Genomic DNA, 14,889 nt, shown 5'->3' with positions numbered 1-14,889 from the left:
TGGGATCTGCACACCATCGCCCACGCCGACCTCGACGACTGGATCCTCCGACACAGGGATTGGCGCGTGCTCTGGGACTGGCTCGACCGCCTCAAAACCCACCCCGGCGGTGCGTACAGGTCCGCGCTGCTGCAAGACCCCGACGTCGTCGAACAACTCGCCGCAGCCGACGACGCACCCGCCGCCGACGTGCCCCTGGAGGGATTCGACCGGCTCGACGGATGGGCCGCCGACATCCTCGACCGCCTCACCCAAATCGTCTACGCAACCCTGCGAGCCGATATTGCGACCGCCCCCACCACCCCACGGCCGACCCTTCCGCACATCACCCGCCGCGCCGAGTACAAGCGCCAGCGCGACCGCGCTTTCGAGCTGCAACTGATCCCAGGAGGTGAATGAGTGGCGAACTTCACCGCGGGCACCGCCGACGTCGAGATCGGCCCCAACTTCAGCAACTTCGTGCGGCTGCTGCGAGCCGACCTCGAGCGGGTCGAGGCCGAACTCGGCGTCGAGATCAACCCGGACATGTCCCGCTTCGCCGACGAACTCCGGGACCGGCTCGCCGAAATCACCGCCGCGCTCGACGTCGAAATCAACCCCGACACCTCCGGATTCGCCGACGCCCTGCGCACACGGCTCGAGACCATCCAGGCACAACTCGACGTCACCGTCGGCGTCGATCAGACCTCGCTCGACAACCTCGAAAACCTGATCCGCGCCCGGCTGGCGCTGATGGACCTGGCCGTCGACATCCACGTCGGCGCCGACACACGGGTCGCGGCGAACGACATCGCCATGCTGCGGCAGCTGGCCGGCCAGGACATGACCATCCAGGTTGACGCCGACACCGCCAGCGCGGCCGCGCAGATCGCCGCGCTGAACGGGCAGACGGTCACGGTCAACGTCGCCGCCAGCGGCACCAGCCGATCCGGATCCGGCGGGCTGCCGTCCGGGTTCGGCAACGCCGGACTCCTGAATGCCGGTGTGCTCGGCATCGGTGCGCTACCCGCAGGCGGGGCAGCGATCGCTTCGATCGGCGCCGACATCCAAGCGCTCGCGCAAGCCGGGGCGCTGCTGCCCGGCATCTTCGCCGGTGCCGCCGCTGGTGTCTCGACGCTGGTTGTCGGACTCGGCGGCATGAAAGACGCCCTCTTCGCCGACGGCAAGAAAGCGATGGAAGCCTACGACGGCCTCGGCCGCGAGGGCCGCGCCCTGGTCGACACCAGCAAGCGATTCGGCGACCAATGGGACCGCATCAGCACCCGAGTGCAGAACACCACCCTCGCCGGTCTGTCGCAGCCGCTGGACCGGATGCTGACCACGCAACTACCCGCCCTCGACCGCGGAATGGGCGGCGTGGCCAAGCAATTCAACACCGGACTCCACACCGCCCTCGACGAACTCGGCAACGAGCAATCGACCACGTTCCTCGACACCGTGTTCGCCAACACCACCGACGCCGCAGGAAACCTGAACGGCTCGATCACCCCGATCATCAACAGCGTCCGCACCCTCGGCGGAACCGGCTCCACCTTCCTGCCGCAACTGGCGCAGGGCTTCACCAACGCCACCACACGCCTCGACGCATTCCTCACCCGCGCGGACAAGTCCGGCGACCTGTCACGATGGATGCGCGAAGGCATCGACACCGGACGCGAACTGTTCTCGGTGATCGGCAACGTCGGATCAATGATCGCCTCGGTGCTGCGCGCGGGCAAGACCGACGGCGACGGATTCCTCGGCACCGTCGACAACCTCACCGAACGCTGGGCCGGCTGGCTGAAGTCCAGCGAAGGCCAAGCCAAGATGAAATCGTTCTTCGCCGAGGGCCGGGAACAACTCGATCGCTGGCTCCCCCTCCTGAAATCAGCCGGATCGCTGATCGTCACCGCCTACGAAGCCGCCCAAGCATGGTCGGCGATCCTGATGCCGTTCCTGCGCGCTGGGTCCGAACTACTCGGCCAGCACGACAGCCTGCTGAAAACAGTCCTGATCAGCTACCTGGCGTTCCGCACCCTCAGCCCGATCTTCAACACCTTGCAGACAGCGATCTCCGGCGCGAACACGCGGCTGCAAACATTCCGCACGGCGATGGCGTCATCTTCCGGCACAACGGCATTCAGCCGTGCGCTCGGCGGGATCGGCGCGATGCTCGGACCCGGCGGCCTGGTCACTGCTGGCGTCGTCACTGCCTCGGCACTGATCGGCACACTCGCCGCCAAACATCAGGAGGCCGCCGACGCTGCCGAGCGTCAGCGCACGAAGCTCAGGGAGTTGAGGGAGACCCTCGACGAGCAGATCGGTGCGGTAACCAAGGAGTCGATCGCCTCGACGACGAACGATCTAGAGGACCGCGGCTTCCTTGAGCGCGCCCAGACTCTCGGTGTCGACCCGCAGCGCTATGTGCGTGCAGGACTCGGCCTGGACCAGGCGGGCAAGGATGACATCAACGCCCGGCTGACCGGGATCATCCTGGAGCAGTACCCCAAAGACAAGAACTCCAAGATGCAGTTCGATCAGGTCGCGCAGACTCTCGGCCTGACGAGCACCGAGGTGGCACAGGCATTGCAGGGCATTCCAGACGCCGTCGCCAAGTTCGACCAGGCGTGGGCCAAGAATGGCAACGGCAGTCTGCAAGACCTTGCCGAGTTGAAGGAGGCTCTCCCGGACATCGCAGAAAGCGCAGCCACGCTGGGCGGCGAGATGAACGGCCTGGAAACAGAGACCGGTAGGGCGCGTGAGTCGCATCTGCGAATCAATGAGGCATTGAACGGGACCTTCCAGCTCACCGAGCGGGGCAAGGCTGCCTTCGAGGCCTACGGCGGAGCGGTCGGGGTGGTAACGGCCAACACGGTTGAACTGAAGGCGGCTTCGGCCGAGCAAGCCGCGTCCATGATCCAGGGGCTGCGGGCCGCCGGCCGCGAAGTCGAGCTGATGCCTGACGAGAAGACCTTGAAGATCACCCTGAACGCCGATCAGGCGAAGTCCGAGATCCGTGAGGTCACCAAGCCGGAATCGAAGACCGTCACGATCAATGCCGAGTACGCGAAGGCTACGGAGTCGGGCGAGTGGCGGGCGCCGATGGCCTTCCGGGCGGACGGCGGTCCGGTCACCGGCGGCATTCCCGGCCGGGACTCGGTGCCGATCCTCGCCATGCCTGGTGAGCACATGCTAACCACCTCCGATGTCGACAAGCTCGGCGGGCAGGCGGGCGTCTACCGTTTCCGCGCGGCATTGCAGGCCGGTCTTGTGCGACCGATGCGCGCTGGTGGCGCGGTCGGTTGGACCCGCGGCGATGAGGTCGACCTGCAGCAAGCGCAGAACGCTGTCACCAAGGCGGAAGAAGAACTGCGTGTACTGGACTTCAAGAAGAACGTCTCCCCATCCCAGCGTCGCGCCGCGGAGCTGAAGATCGACGAAGCGAAGAACAAGGTCCACGAGCTGGAAGATAAGAAGGCTGGCCGGACCGGATCGTCGACGGAAGTCCTTCCGCAACAGGCACTGCCGGGCCGTCGCTCTGGCAAGGATCTCGACCGCGAGGACGCACAGGCCGCGGTCGATCAGGCCAACACCGAGCGCAACCGTGTCTACAACGATCTGAACTCGACGCCTGAAGAGCAGGCCGCCGCCGACCGTAAATACCAGCGAGCACAGAACTCTCTGGCCGAGGCGAACAAGTCTGAGAAGTCCGGCGACAGTACCGATCTCAGCCTGCAGGGGATCTTCTCCAGGGCGGGCGGGATTGTCGCTGAAGGCATCCTGTCGGGACTCGGACTTGAGAACAGCATCCTGTCGAGCAACAACGTCTACAACAAGGCGTTCAACAGCATCGTCGACTTCTCTTCGAACACCAGCCGGGACGAGCAGGCCGGGGCGGGCGATGGCTACGCCTACGTGCCGAAAAACTTGCCGGTCGATCGTGAGGATCGCCCCGCGGGAACGTCCGGGCAGGCCGGTCGATCGGCCGAGTCGTACGACGCGGGCGGTGGCGTCGAGCAGTGGAGCGGAACTTTCGCCCAGGTGCTGCGTGGGCTGGCGATGCCGGCGTCCTGGCTCGAGCTGGGCAAGGCGCAGATGCGCACCGAGTCTGGCGGTAACCCGAAGGCGATCAACCTGTGGGATTCCAACGCCCAGAAGGGCACCCCATCGAAGGGGTTGATGCAGGTCATCGATCCGACGTTCGCCTCATACCGGTCGGCGCTGTATCCGGATGACATCTGGGACCCGAGCGCCAATATCGCTGCGGCACTGCGCTACACGGTCGCCCGTTACGGCAGCCCGGTCGGTGTGTGGGGGCAGGGCCACGGCTACCGCAACGGCGGCTGGGCGTGGGGCCCGGGTGGTCCGCGCGGCGACGGGTTCTTCGCACCGCTGAGCAACGGCGAGTTCGTCGTCAACGCGGTCGATGCCGCATTGAACGCGCCGACTTTGGAGGCGATCAACGCGGGTCTGCCGGTGCCGCTGCCGCCGTTGCCTGTGGGGATGGGGGCGCGGGGTGGGGATTCGACCACGATCAACCGCGATCACGGCACGCACTTCCATGCGCCGATCCAGCTCGCTGACCCCCATGAGTTCATTCGCGAACTGGAGCGGCATCAGGCGCTTCAGGCGCAAGGTCCGATGGCGGGGTTGCCCGGGTGAGCGGTTACCTGACGCTGTACCTGATCGGTCAGGACGGTTCCCGCTGGAATTTGACCGATGAGACCGAGGGCGTGCTGTTGCGTCGGGGCCCGCAGAAGTTGATCGATGCCCCGGCGAAAACGTTCTGGCTGGAATCCAGCACGGGATCGCACTACCAGGGGATGCGGTTCGAGCGTCGCGACCCGGTGTTCTCGGTGCAGATCCACGCACCGGATCCGATCGTGTGGGCCGACATCGACTCCCGGTTCCGGATGGCGCTCGGCATGGTCGGTGAGGACACGTTCTGGCTGGAGGCGCACACCGCCTATGGCGTCAGGCGCTTGGCGATGCGGTTGCTCACCGAGCCGACCGCATACGGCTCGGCCGATTATGAGGCGCGGGATCCGTGGCTGACGCACGATTCGACGCTGGCGATCAGCGCAGCGTGTGAGCAGCCGTTCTGGGAGTCGACACCGGTGCCGCTGGAATGGGAACTGACCTCGGGTACCAGCGGAACGGGCACGCTGATGTTCGAGAACCGCGGCGACGTGCCGGTGTGGTGGTACGGGTTCGTGACGGCTCCGGCGCGCTGGCGGGTGCCGGATCGCAGCTGGGGCCAAAAGATCTACGCGAAGTCGGTCTATCCGTTCCACCGTGCCGATGACGATGCCGCACGCATGGAGTGGCTACCGGAGTTGATCGCGGGCGAGGACACCTCGATCGACACCGACCCGGACAAGCCGACACTGATCGCAGCCAACGGCAACCCGGTGCAGAACCGGTGGCAGTCGCGCGGGCTGCTGTATCCGATCAAGCCCTGGACTTCGCCAACCCCGGTCACCGTGCAGGTCGAGGACGCGAACCCCGGGGCAGGCATCCGCATCTGGATTCCGCGTCGTTTTTCGCGGCCGTGGGGGGTGACGCTGTGACGACCACCCTCGCCGACATCCCGGCGTTGATGGCCCAGACCGACGGAATCCGCGAGAACCTCACCCGTCTGCGCAGGATGCCGCCGCTGATCCGGTTGTGGACCAACCAGCAGGACGGCTCGCCCGGGCTGACGCTGCGCGGGCGGGTCCCTGAGACGGTCGCCGGGAAGTTCCCGTGGCGCAACAACCAGTCCCAGGGTGGGCAGCTGCGGTTGCGGCTGGATCACCATCTCGCGCGGTGGTTGACCAGCATCCCGGACGATCCGGACGCGAAGAAGAACGTCGTCCTCACCGTCTGCGCGATGGGCGGGGTGAAGCGCTGGTCGGGACTGCTCAAGAACTGGAACGTTATCACCAAGAATCGAATTCACTATCTCGAAGTGAATTTCGTGGACGACCTTCAGTTCCTGCAATTCATGCTCGGCCCGCCGAACCCCGCGCTACCCATCCCGGTTTTCCAGTTCCCCAGGGTCCTGCCAATTTTCGGCCCCGCGAAGTGGGCAGTTTCCATGCTGATCCTGATGAACTTGATCAGGCTCAATGGACATCCCTGGACGCTTCCGGACGATCCGTTCAACGTCGAAAGCTGGGACGACTTATTCGATTGGAACGACTGGCAGGTCTTCGTCAAGGCCAAGGCATTCGACCTCGACGACAGTTCGCTGTGGGCGATGCTGGCGACGCGCATGAATCGCATCGACCAGGCGGTCGCCGACGCGCTCGACGACGCGCAGCTGACGATCACGTATCGGCGGATCCTCACTGTCGACGGCGAGGTGTCGCCGATCGACGGCGTGCCCGACATCGCCAACGGCGCACTCGTCTTCGAGGTGGTCGACAACTCGGGTTACTACGGTGCCACCGGCACCGGCACCGGCGGCGGTATTGCGGCGGGCCTGGAGCGGTCGGTCGCGCAGTTCCTGTCCGGGTTTGTCGAGGACTACCGCGTCCTGGTGACCGACGACGAGACGATCTGGCCGGACGAGTACTACCAGGAGCACTACCACGGCACCGTGCCCTCGGCGCCGCACGTGACGATCCGCGACAGCCGATATAGCCAGATCGAAACCAGCCAGCTGACATGGTCGCCTGCGACCGCCGTCAGCGTCATCGTCGGCGGCGACAACCCGTTGGCCGACAACCTCGCCAGATTGACGATCGAGAGCATCGCCGCGCTGATCGGCTACTTCCTGCTCGCCGGATTCTCTGGTCTCGGGTCGATTGTCGCCGACGTGGTGATGCCATTTCTCGTCGGAACGATTTTCGCGTGGCTGCAATGGACCAACAACACCCGCGCCCATAACCTCGGCTGGGTCCATCTGTACGAGATTTTCCAGCAGGGCGCGGAAAACAACTCGTGGAGCCTGAGCGCTGTCGCCGCATTGCGCGCAGGATTCGAGTCGACGCGGGCGCAGACCGCGCACCAGTTCACGATGCGAGACGGTGGCGAGTACCTGCCCGGGCTCGATTACGACATCGGTCACCGGATCGCGTCAACCGCCAGCCATGTCACCGACAAGCTGTTCGTCGACCAGGCCGAGACCATGGAGATCGACTGGGACTTCGAGGCGCAGAAGTATTTCGGCTGGGGTACCACCGTCGGCAAGGCGGATGCCGCGCTGAGCATGGCAGAGCGCAGCGCGCGCCTGATGACCAAGACGCTGACCACCCTTCAGAACATCGGCGTGCACCTGATCTCGTAAGGAAGCGAATTGTCTGACAACACATTCGGGCACCCGATATTCCATGACGACGGCGACCAGCTGACGATGCTCACCGCACTGCTGGACGCCTTCCCCGGGCAGGCCGGCAACCCGAATGTGCTGGTGCCGATCCATCCTCGCGTGCGGCAGGCGTGGGCGCAGACGCTGATCGAACGCGGTGTCGTGGTGGTGCCGGAGCTGATGCGGGAGTTGCCGCTGGAGACCGGGGAGCACCCTGAGGCCGGTTGGATGGCGCCGAGGGTGTGGGTGAAGCGCGAGGAGTACGCCCAGCAGCGCGCCGCGCAAGCCGCGGAGGCTCCGCCATCGACGCCGGAGCAGCAGCAGGAACAGGCGCGGCAGATGCTGCGGGCGGTCAAGCCGAGCCTGCTCGACCAGATCGATGCACTGAAAGATCCGCAGCAGCGCGCGGCCATGGCTGCGCGCCTGGAGAAGGACATCCCCGCCCACATCGACGCCGTCAATGCCGCGCTGGAGCAGATCGAGCGGGCCCGCGCGAAGGAGGGCAACGACAATGCCTGACCCCGTATGGCTGCCCGACGTGCTGCGTGCCGCGGGCCTGGAGGTGCGCGAGTATCCAGGCTGGCGCGACCGCGGACGCGGAGATTTCGGCTCGATCTGGGGAGTGGTGTGCCACCACACCGGATCGTTCGGCGAGACGCCCCGCGGTATCGCCGAGCATCCCGATCTCGGCCTGTGCTCGCAGCTGCACCTCGACCGTGACGGTGTCTACACGATTTGCGGTGTCGGCATCGCCTGGCACGCAGGCGCCGGGGCGTACCCGGGTCTGCCGACCGGCAACGCCAATCAGTGCACGATCGGCATCGAGGCGGCCAACGACGGCGGCGGCCGGCCCGGGCTGCCGCACCGCGCGAGCTGGTCGGATGCGCAGTACGACGCCTATGTCCGTGGCGTCGCCGCGATCCTCGACCACCTCGGCCAGCCCGCCTCGCACGCGATCGGTCACAAGGAGTGGGCCGGTGCGTCGCAGGGGAAGTGGGATCCGGGCGCGATCGACATGACCATTTTCCGCGCCGACGTGGCGCGGGCAATGAAACACCGGCCGCTGCAGAGAGGAGAGCCCGGCGTGTGGGGTGAGCAGTTCAAAAATTTCAAGGACCAGCTGGTGTCGTACGGCACCGCGATCTTCTACCTCGACAAGCTGGTGAACGCGATCGCTGATCAGGTGACGCGTGGCTGGAAGCAGCTCGGTGTCAACGACAAAGGCGAGCCGCTGACGCTGGTGGATTCGCAGGCCGCGCAGAACGAGCGGCTGGCCCGAATGGAGGCCAAGCTCGACGAGCTGCTGTTTGGTGGTGCGAAGTGAACACCCTGAATCCGTTGAAGTACAAGCCATCTCAGATCGCGAAGGCGATTGTCGCCGGTTTGGGTGCGGTCGTCGGTCTGCTCGGTGTTGCGGCGAGCACCTTCACTGACGGGCCGCTCACAGCCCTCGGCCAGTGGGCTACCGCGGCGTCGCTGTTGCTGATCCCGATCCTGGTGTTCGTCAAGAAGGCCGAGCCGTGGATCGGCGTGCTCGAGCCCGGCCCGCCGGGTGGCGGGCGGGAGGGCTGAGTAGTGGTCACCTCGGGGCGCCGGGTGCTGCCGTGCGCTGTCGCGCGTCGCGTGCGGTGGGCGTGAGCGCCGATGGCGGCGGCTGGTGCGCGGAAGGGGTGTGAGCGTGGACGAACGGTTCATGGCGCGGCTGTTCGGCGTCCTGTCTTCGCTGGTCACCATCGTATGGCTGGTCGGGTACCTGGCGCCGATCTGGCGCCCGTCCTACCAGCCCCCGCCGGAGCTGAACATCGTGATGATGGCGATCGTCGGCGTATTCGTCTCGCTCTACACCAAGGCCAAGAATCCCCGAGATCCGAGGGACGGTGACAGCGATGACAAGTCTTCCTGAAGCGCTGGGATTGGCTGCGGCGTCGTTCATTACCGGCGTGCTCGTCGGCCAGTTCGTCCGCTTCCGGCGCGTCGACGCTGGCGACCGGCACCTGCTCAAGCCCGAGCTGGACCGCCGGCCGTTCTCCGGGCCGTGGTTCAAGGCCGGGATCGCGGTGCTGTTCCTGGCCGCAGTCGGGCTTATGGTGCACGCGAACAGTTCGCAGCGGCTGTGCAACGTGGAGTTCCGGCGCACGATCACCGAGCGAGCCGACATCGCCGCCGACGACAACGCCGCGCGCAAGGCCCAAGACCAGGCGGTCGCCGACCTGATCGCGGGCGTCCTGTCGATCGAGCCCGGCCCGGACTCGCGTGAGCGCAGCCGCGCCGCGCTCACCCACTACCTCGACCGGTTCCGGGCGAACAACGCGCGACAGGCCGACAACGAGCGCAAGCGGGCCGAGAACCCGTACCCGAGGTGCTGAGGTGACGTTCCCGCCCGGCGCGAGTTTCGACCCCACCCCCTACGGCGTCTCGGCGGGCAGCTCGGTCCCCGGCATGTCCGGGCGCACCCAGGACGCGATCACCGACCAACTCAAAGCCACGGTCGGAGACGGCCGGTGGGGTCAGATCGAGGGCGGGATCGTCGCGATCATCGCCGCGGCGATCGCTGCGATCCTTGGCGGATTCGGCACGGTGATCGACGCAATCTTCGGCACCGTCGACAACAGCTACGTGGCCGATCTGCCGATCATCAACGACCACAGCCAGTCGATCACCACTCTGCAAGAGCAGATCGAGCAGATGATCCTGCAGGGGCTGGCGATCAAGTTCGAAAGCAACGGCACCTACTACCCGAACCCCGAACTGTTGTCGGTCGACATCATCGTCATCGGTGCGGGTGCGGGCGGTGCGTCCGGGCGGTGGGACGTCATTCCCGACAACCGCCGCGGCGGCGGTGGCGGTGGCGGCGGTGGCGAGGTGCACCTGTCCATCCCGGCCTCCCTGTTGCCGGTCTCCGGCGGCGTGTTCGTGCCGATCCCGATCACGATCGGCGCGGCCGGTGCGGGTGGCACCGGTTCGCCGAGCCCCGGAACCGGTGGCGGGAATACGAGTTTCGGCTCCTACGTCATCGGCGGCGGCGGACAGGGCGGCACCGGCGGCGGCGTCAACGTCAACGGCGTCGGCGGCCAGGGTGGCGCCGGCATGATCCCGGGTGGTAACGGCGGTAACGGCGGCGGGTTCACCGGCGCGGGCACCACCCAGGTTCCGCCGACGGCCGGGACCCACTCCACCAGCGCCTACGACCTGCACGGCGGTGGTGGCGGCGGTGGCGGCGGCGGCGGAATCGGCAGCACGTCCGGTGCCGTGCCAGGAGCATCCGGCGGAATCGGTGGCGCGTCCGCAGGCGGGGCAAGCAACGGCGCAGCCGGAACGGCGCCGAGCTCGATCGTCGCGACCGGCGGTGGTGGCGGCGCGGGCAGCAACGCCGAGTCCGGTGTCGCCGGCGGCGCGGGAGCTTTCCCCGCCGGCGGGGGCGGCGGCGGGGGCGGCGGCAACGGTGCCGGCAACAACGGTGCCGGCGGCGCGGGAGGCAACGGTGTCCTGTTCGTGATCGAGCGCCTGAGCTGAGATGCGCTGCACCACAGTCGTGTACACCAGCTCCGACACGTGGCCACAGCCCGACGGGCTGTTCGCGATCGAGGTCGTGCTACGCGGGGCCGGTGGCGGGGGTAGCGCGACCGTCGGCGGCGGTGGCGGCGCCGCAGTCATCACGCAACGGCGCATCGCCGCGACCGAGCTACCCGCATCCGTTGTCATCACGGTCGGTGCCGGCGGCACGTCCGGTGGCGACGGCGGCGACAGCAGCTTCGGGAATCTCCTTATCGCACCCGGCGGCAAGGGCGGATCCAACGGCGGCGCGGGCGGCCTGGTCGCCGGTATGCGCGGCGGCGATGGCGGCGCGGCCGGCCAAGCCGGGCAGTCCGTGACCTCCGCGCCGGTTCGGTTGCTCGCCGGTGGCGGTGGGGGTGGCGGCTCAGGCGCAGCGGGCGGCAAGTCCGGCCTCGTCGCTGCCGGTGTATCGAATCCGTCGTTCTGGCAGGTGGCCCAGTCCGGCGGCGGCGGCGCAGCCGGGCAGGCCGGCGGCTTCCCCGCAGGCGGAGGCGGAGCCGGCGCGGCCGGCGCCGCGGGCTGCGTGACCGTCATCCACTACATCCTCGACTAAGGAGGGCGCATGGCTACGGCCACACTCCACATCGCTGACGTCGGCGGCTACGCGGGCCCGGCACGCTGCTACCGGCTCGACCCTCCCGCCCGGATCGGCGGCATTCAACACCAGTACGTCACGGCCTGGATCTCGCGCGCGGCGCACCACCAGAACGCGGAGGTCAACGTCGTTGCGGCTTGCGAGACCGGTTCGTCGGCATACACGTCGCTGCATCGCCGCGGCGGATCGTTTGTCCTGCACGAGGATCCGGTCACACCCGAGCAGGTCGAGGGCGCGTACTGGCTGGCGCTGCTGATGCTCGGCGGCTACGAGATCGCGCAGGCCACGCCATGACCGTGATCAGCGAACCGATCTCCTCGATCGCGGGCGCGGACAACAACACGATCTTCGGGTTCCAGTCCATCCTCGACCGCGAATCCTTCGACGGCACAGGCATGATCACCACCGCTCTGTACACGGTGCAGGCACAAGGCGGTGTGCTCACGACCGCCAACCTTGATCCGGGCGCCACCGTCGTCTACGTCGGGCCACGCCGGTACCTGATTGTCGTCCCCGACTCCGAGGACCCGATCCGGCTGTTTCCACTCATCCAGGCCGGGCTGCCCATACCACCCGCCCAGGAGGCCACCGCCGTCCGCAACGGCGGCGGCGTCGCCCGCATCCAGACCTCCACTCAAGCCGCGTACAACGCGATCCCCACCCCAGACCCCGAAACCGCCTACCTCATCAACGGATAAGGAGATCGTCATGGCAGCCACCGCGAAATGGTACGGCCTGGGCCAACGCGCGCTCGCGCGCAAAGAGGTCGACTGGACCACCGACGCGATCAAAGTCCTGATCGCCGGATCCGGCTACACCCCCGATCAGGACGCGCACGACTACCTCGACGATGTCGTGTCGAACGAGATCAGCGGCACCAACTACACCGCTGGCGGTGTCCTGCTCACCAGCTGCGCAGTCAGCTACGACAGTGCCACCAACCGGTGCAGGCTCACCGCCGCGAACGCCGTGTGGACCAACGTCACGTTCACCAACGGCCGCTACGGCATCGTCTACAACAGCTCACCATCCACGAACGCGACCCGCCCGTTGCTCGGCTACGTCGACTTCGGCGCGAACCAATCGCCCACAGGGATCAACTTCCAGATCACCTGGGACGCCACCGACGGCGTGCTGTACCTGGCCGCGTCCTAACCGGCAGGCGACCCGGTGGGCATCTACGCGCGCGGCGCAGCCGTGACCAGGATCTACCTGGGCACCCAGCACATCCGTCGCGTCTACCTCGGCGAGACACTGGTATACCTCGACCTCGAGGGCATCATCCTGGCACCGGCCGCAGCCTCGCAGGCGGTCATGCCCGAACCTCAGATCTTCGCCGCGGTTGCCGCGGTTGCGGCGGCCGCTACCGCGGCGATGCCGGTTCCCGCGTTCGGGGCCGCCGCCGCGCCACCCCCGGCTGCCGCCGCCGCGGTCATGCCCGAACCTCAGGTGACGATGGGTATCGAGGTGCCCGCCGCCGCGGCGACCGCCTCGGCCACCGCACCGACACTCGAATACGCCGAGGGAGTCGTAGCCCCCGCAGCCGAAACGGTCGCGGTGATGCCCGCACCCGTGCTGTTGATGGAGGTGATCGCACCCGCCGCCGGGTCGGTCGCGGCCGCTGCCGATCCGGTCCTGACCAACGATCTGATCATCCCCGTTCCGGCTGCTGCTGCCACCGCCGAGATGCCCGCGCCCGCCGTCGCGTTCACTGCGACCGCCCCGGCCGCGGCCGCCGCGGCATCGGCTGCCGCGCCCTCGCCGGCCGTGGTCGCGCTCGCCGATCCAGCCGCAGCAGCGGCGGTCATGCCGACACCAGGACTGTCACAGATCCTGTCGGCCCCGGCCGCCGCAGCCACGGCAGCGACCGCGGAGCCGGTGGTATCGGCCGCGGTCGCACCGCCATCCGGCGCCACGTCAGCGTCCGCGGCCGCACCGGCACTGCTCGCGGCCGTGCCCGCACCTGCTGCCGCGGCGTCGGCTGCCGCGCCCGCGCCGGTCCTGGCGATCGTGATCACCGCACCCGCCGCTGTTACGACGGCTGCCGCGCCCGCGCCCACAGTGCAGACATCGACCCTGTCACCGATGGGCATGGACAAGTCCGGCACACAATCCATCGGCTCGGATCAGACCGCGCTCATCACCAGCTGGACCGCACGCTCCGGATACCCGGCCACCTCCATCGTCAGCGACGCCCTGAAGTCCGACGGCGCCGGGAACGCCACCATCCAATGCAAACTGACCCTCACGGCGAACTGGTTCTCAGGGACCGCGCTCACACTGCGGATCCTGAAGAACGGCTCGTCGATCGCGACACAGACCATCCCGTTCAACTCGATCTCAGGGACCTTCTCAGCGACATCGGCAACCCTCGCGGCGAACGACACCATCTCGTTGCAGTACACCTCAGCATTCGGGGCCAGCGGCACAGTCGCAGCCGGTGCGACCAACACCTACCTGTACTACGACCTCGCGTGAGACCAGCTACCGTACTGCGGTCAGCGTGGCGTTCATCAGCCGCACGCCGCCGTCGCTGGGCAGGATCTCGATCACGCTGACGTAGCCGTCACCGAATCCGGTGTCGGCGTCGAGGAAGTTCTGAATCTCCGAGCACGGCAAATCTGAGCAGCGTATTACCGACAGCACGCCGATCTTCGAGTCGGTCATCTCGATCGTGTACCGACCTGGCGGAATCGCCGCCCTTGCGCCCCCAGTGGGTGTGCTGCCGACGCTGAACACGCCGTTGCCCGACCACTTCGATTTCCGGGGTGTCTGCGCGGCGGTTGCGGTCGCCTGTGCCGCAGTTGCGTGCGGCGGGGTAGAGGCGTAGGTGGTCAGCGGTGGGGGCGGGGTGAACGTGTGACTGCTGCTGGTGGCGATGGCGCGCGCTTTATTGTTGTTCGCGCGAGCGCCATACGCTGCATTACCAATCACAAAGATGACACCAATCGCCGCGACCGCACCGACAAGCACGGTAGTACGGATCCTCGTTCGATTCGGCGGCCGACGCTCTTGGCCCCCATCGCTCATCGTCGTCATTCCCCTTGAATCCCCTTTAGTCGGTTATCTCCACGATGCTGCGTCAGCGCGTCATAACGATCAGCTGGTACTGGCCGCTCGTCCCGCCGAGAGGGTTGCACTCGGCGATGACGCCAGGTCTCCGTAGTCGCGCGGCCTCGCGATTGCATGAAGCGGAGTCGGGGTAGATCGTGCTTTGCGAACGCGGCGGCGGCTTGCTCGACGAGCTGCCGAATGCGTCGGCGAACCCATCCAGGAAGCTGCCGAGGATGTCATCAGTGCCGCCATAGGCAGCCGCGCCCGGCGCCGCGATCAGCAGCGCTGTCGCTTGCCAGGGTGATGGGACCACCGGTTTGCCACGGGTATGGGACCGTGTTGTCTGGTCGCGGGCCGTGTGGTGATGGTGACGCATGATCGGGTTGCTGGTCAATCCGGTGTGGCGGATATC

17 protein-coding genes are annotated in these 14,889 nt (G+C 67.2%); 15 read left to right on the top strand and 2 right to left on the bottom strand.

What is annotated here, in order from left to right; translation table 11 throughout:
- The first annotated feature begins 66 nt into the window (after window positions 1-66).
- From IU459_RS26995 to IU459_RS26925, 15 genes are all read left to right on the top strand, one after another.
- Complete coding sequence (locus IU459_RS26995) at window positions 67-399, top strand: hypothetical protein (protein ID WP_195132392.1); 333 nt, start codon at window positions 67-69, stop codon at window positions 397-399.
- Entirely contained in the window at window positions 400-4,641 is a 4,242-nt protein-coding gene (locus IU459_RS39800) for a transglycosylase SLT domain-containing protein (protein ID WP_324199044.1), read from the top strand.
- Window positions 4,638-5,549, top strand: coding sequence for a hypothetical protein (locus tag IU459_RS26985; protein WP_195132391.1), 912 nt, complete (start codon window positions 4,638-4,640; stop codon window positions 5,547-5,549). The genes IU459_RS39800 and IU459_RS26985 overlap by 4 nt, the downstream gene beginning before the upstream one ends.
- Window positions 5,546-7,252, top strand: a complete 1,707-nt coding sequence (locus IU459_RS26980; protein ID WP_195132390.1) for a hypothetical protein — start codon at window positions 5,546-5,548, stop codon at window positions 7,250-7,252. The genes IU459_RS26985 and IU459_RS26980 overlap by 4 nt, the downstream gene beginning before the upstream one ends.
- 9 nt (window positions 7,253-7,261) lie before the next feature.
- The gene (locus IU459_RS26975; RefSeq protein ID WP_195132389.1) at window positions 7,262-7,792 is read left to right on the top strand and encodes a phage gene 29 protein family protein; all 531 of its coding nucleotides are present in this window, start codon (window positions 7,262-7,264) and stop codon (window positions 7,790-7,792) included.
- A complete protein-coding gene (locus IU459_RS26970; RefSeq protein WP_324199043.1) occupies window positions 7,734-8,597 on the top strand; it encodes a peptidoglycan recognition protein family protein in 864 nt (287 codons plus the stop codon). The genes IU459_RS26975 and IU459_RS26970 overlap by 59 nt, the downstream gene beginning before the upstream one ends.
- The gene (locus tag IU459_RS26965) at window positions 8,594-8,845 is read left to right on the top strand and encodes a hypothetical protein (RefSeq protein WP_195132387.1); all 252 of its coding nucleotides are present in this window, start codon (window positions 8,594-8,596) and stop codon (window positions 8,843-8,845) included. The genes IU459_RS26970 and IU459_RS26965 overlap by 4 nt, the downstream gene beginning before the upstream one ends.
- Before the next feature lie 100 nt (window positions 8,846-8,945).
- Complete coding sequence (locus IU459_RS26960) at window positions 8,946-9,176, top strand: hypothetical protein (RefSeq protein ID WP_195132386.1); 231 nt, start codon at window positions 8,946-8,948, stop codon at window positions 9,174-9,176.
- Complete coding sequence (locus IU459_RS26955) at window positions 9,160-9,639, top strand: hypothetical protein (protein WP_195132385.1); 480 nt, start codon at window positions 9,160-9,162, stop codon at window positions 9,637-9,639. Before IU459_RS26960 ends, IU459_RS26955 begins: the two co-directional genes overlap by 17 nt.
- A gap of 1 nt (window position 9,640) precedes the next feature.
- Complete coding sequence (locus IU459_RS26950) at window positions 9,641-10,786, top strand: hypothetical protein (protein WP_195132384.1); 1,146 nt, start codon at window positions 9,641-9,643, stop codon at window positions 10,784-10,786.
- Between the two features lies 1 nt (window position 10,787).
- The gene (locus IU459_RS26945; protein ID WP_228838592.1) at window positions 10,788-11,381 is read left to right on the top strand and encodes a hypothetical protein; all 594 of its coding nucleotides are present in this window, start codon (window positions 10,788-10,790) and stop codon (window positions 11,379-11,381) included.
- Window positions 11,382-11,390: 9 nt separating this feature from the next.
- Window positions 11,391-11,717 carry a hypothetical protein gene (locus tag IU459_RS26940; RefSeq protein WP_195132382.1) on the top strand — a complete coding sequence of 109 codons (327 nt, stop codon included), beginning with the start codon at window positions 11,391-11,393 and terminating at the stop codon, window positions 11,715-11,717.
- Window positions 11,714-12,121 (top strand): phage upper tail fiber protein, encoded by a 408-nt coding sequence (locus IU459_RS26935; RefSeq protein ID WP_195132381.1) that lies wholly within the window; start codon window positions 11,714-11,716, stop codon window positions 12,119-12,121. Before IU459_RS26940 ends, IU459_RS26935 begins: the two co-directional genes overlap by 4 nt.
- 10 nt (window positions 12,122-12,131) lie before the next feature.
- Window positions 12,132-12,578, top strand: coding sequence for a hypothetical protein (locus IU459_RS26930; RefSeq protein ID WP_195132380.1), 447 nt, complete (start codon window positions 12,132-12,134; stop codon window positions 12,576-12,578).
- 15 nt (window positions 12,579-12,593) lie between these two features.
- Window positions 12,594-13,901 (top strand): hypothetical protein, encoded by a 1,308-nt coding sequence (locus IU459_RS26925; RefSeq protein ID WP_195132379.1) that lies wholly within the window; start codon window positions 12,594-12,596, stop codon window positions 13,899-13,901.
- A 6-nt stretch (window positions 13,902-13,907) separates the two neighbouring features.
- Here the strand turns inward: IU459_RS26925 and IU459_RS26920 are convergent, their stop codons facing one another.
- Together IU459_RS26920 and IU459_RS26915 are read right to left on the bottom strand one after the other, a co-directional pair.
- Window positions 13,908-14,396, bottom strand: coding sequence for a hypothetical protein (locus tag IU459_RS26920; protein WP_195132378.1), 489 nt, complete (start codon window positions 14,394-14,396; stop codon window positions 13,908-13,910).
- A 109-nt stretch (window positions 14,397-14,505) separates the two neighbouring features.
- Window positions 14,506-14,889: hypothetical protein (locus IU459_RS26915; RefSeq protein ID WP_195132377.1), on the bottom strand; the 384-nt coding region annotated here is incomplete at its 5' end.

The organism is Nocardia amamiensis (genome assembly GCF_015477605.1).
GTDB classification, from domain to species: Bacteria; Actinomycetota; Actinomycetes; order Mycobacteriales; family Mycobacteriaceae; genus Nocardia; species Nocardia amamiensis_A.
This window is presented reverse-complemented; position numbering and strand designations above follow the sequence as displayed.

What these genes read in the sequence shown, in the direction of transcription:
- IU459_RS26940 (WP_195132382.1), top strand. Translation starts at nt 11,391, where the DNA reads ATGGCTACGGCCACACTCCACATCGCTGACGTCGGCGGCTACGCGGGC.
- IU459_RS26955 (WP_195132385.1), top strand. Translation starts at nt 9,160, where the DNA reads ATGACAAGTCTTCCTGAAGCGCTGGGATTGGCTGCGGCGTCGTTCATT.
- IU459_RS26930 (WP_195132380.1), top strand. Translation starts at nt 12,132, where the DNA reads ATGGCAGCCACCGCGAAATGGTACGGCCTGGGCCAACGCGCGCTCGCG.
- IU459_RS26935 (WP_195132381.1), top strand. Translation starts at nt 11,714, where the DNA reads ATGACCGTGATCAGCGAACCGATCTCCTCGATCGCGGGCGCGGACAAC.
- IU459_RS26970 (WP_324199043.1), top strand. Translation starts at nt 7,734, where the DNA reads ATGCCGCGCTGGAGCAGATCGAGCGGGCCCGCGCGAAGGAGGGCAACG.
- IU459_RS26945 (WP_228838592.1), top strand. Translation starts at nt 10,788, where the DNA reads ATGCGCTGCACCACAGTCGTGTACACCAGCTCCGACACGTGGCCACAG.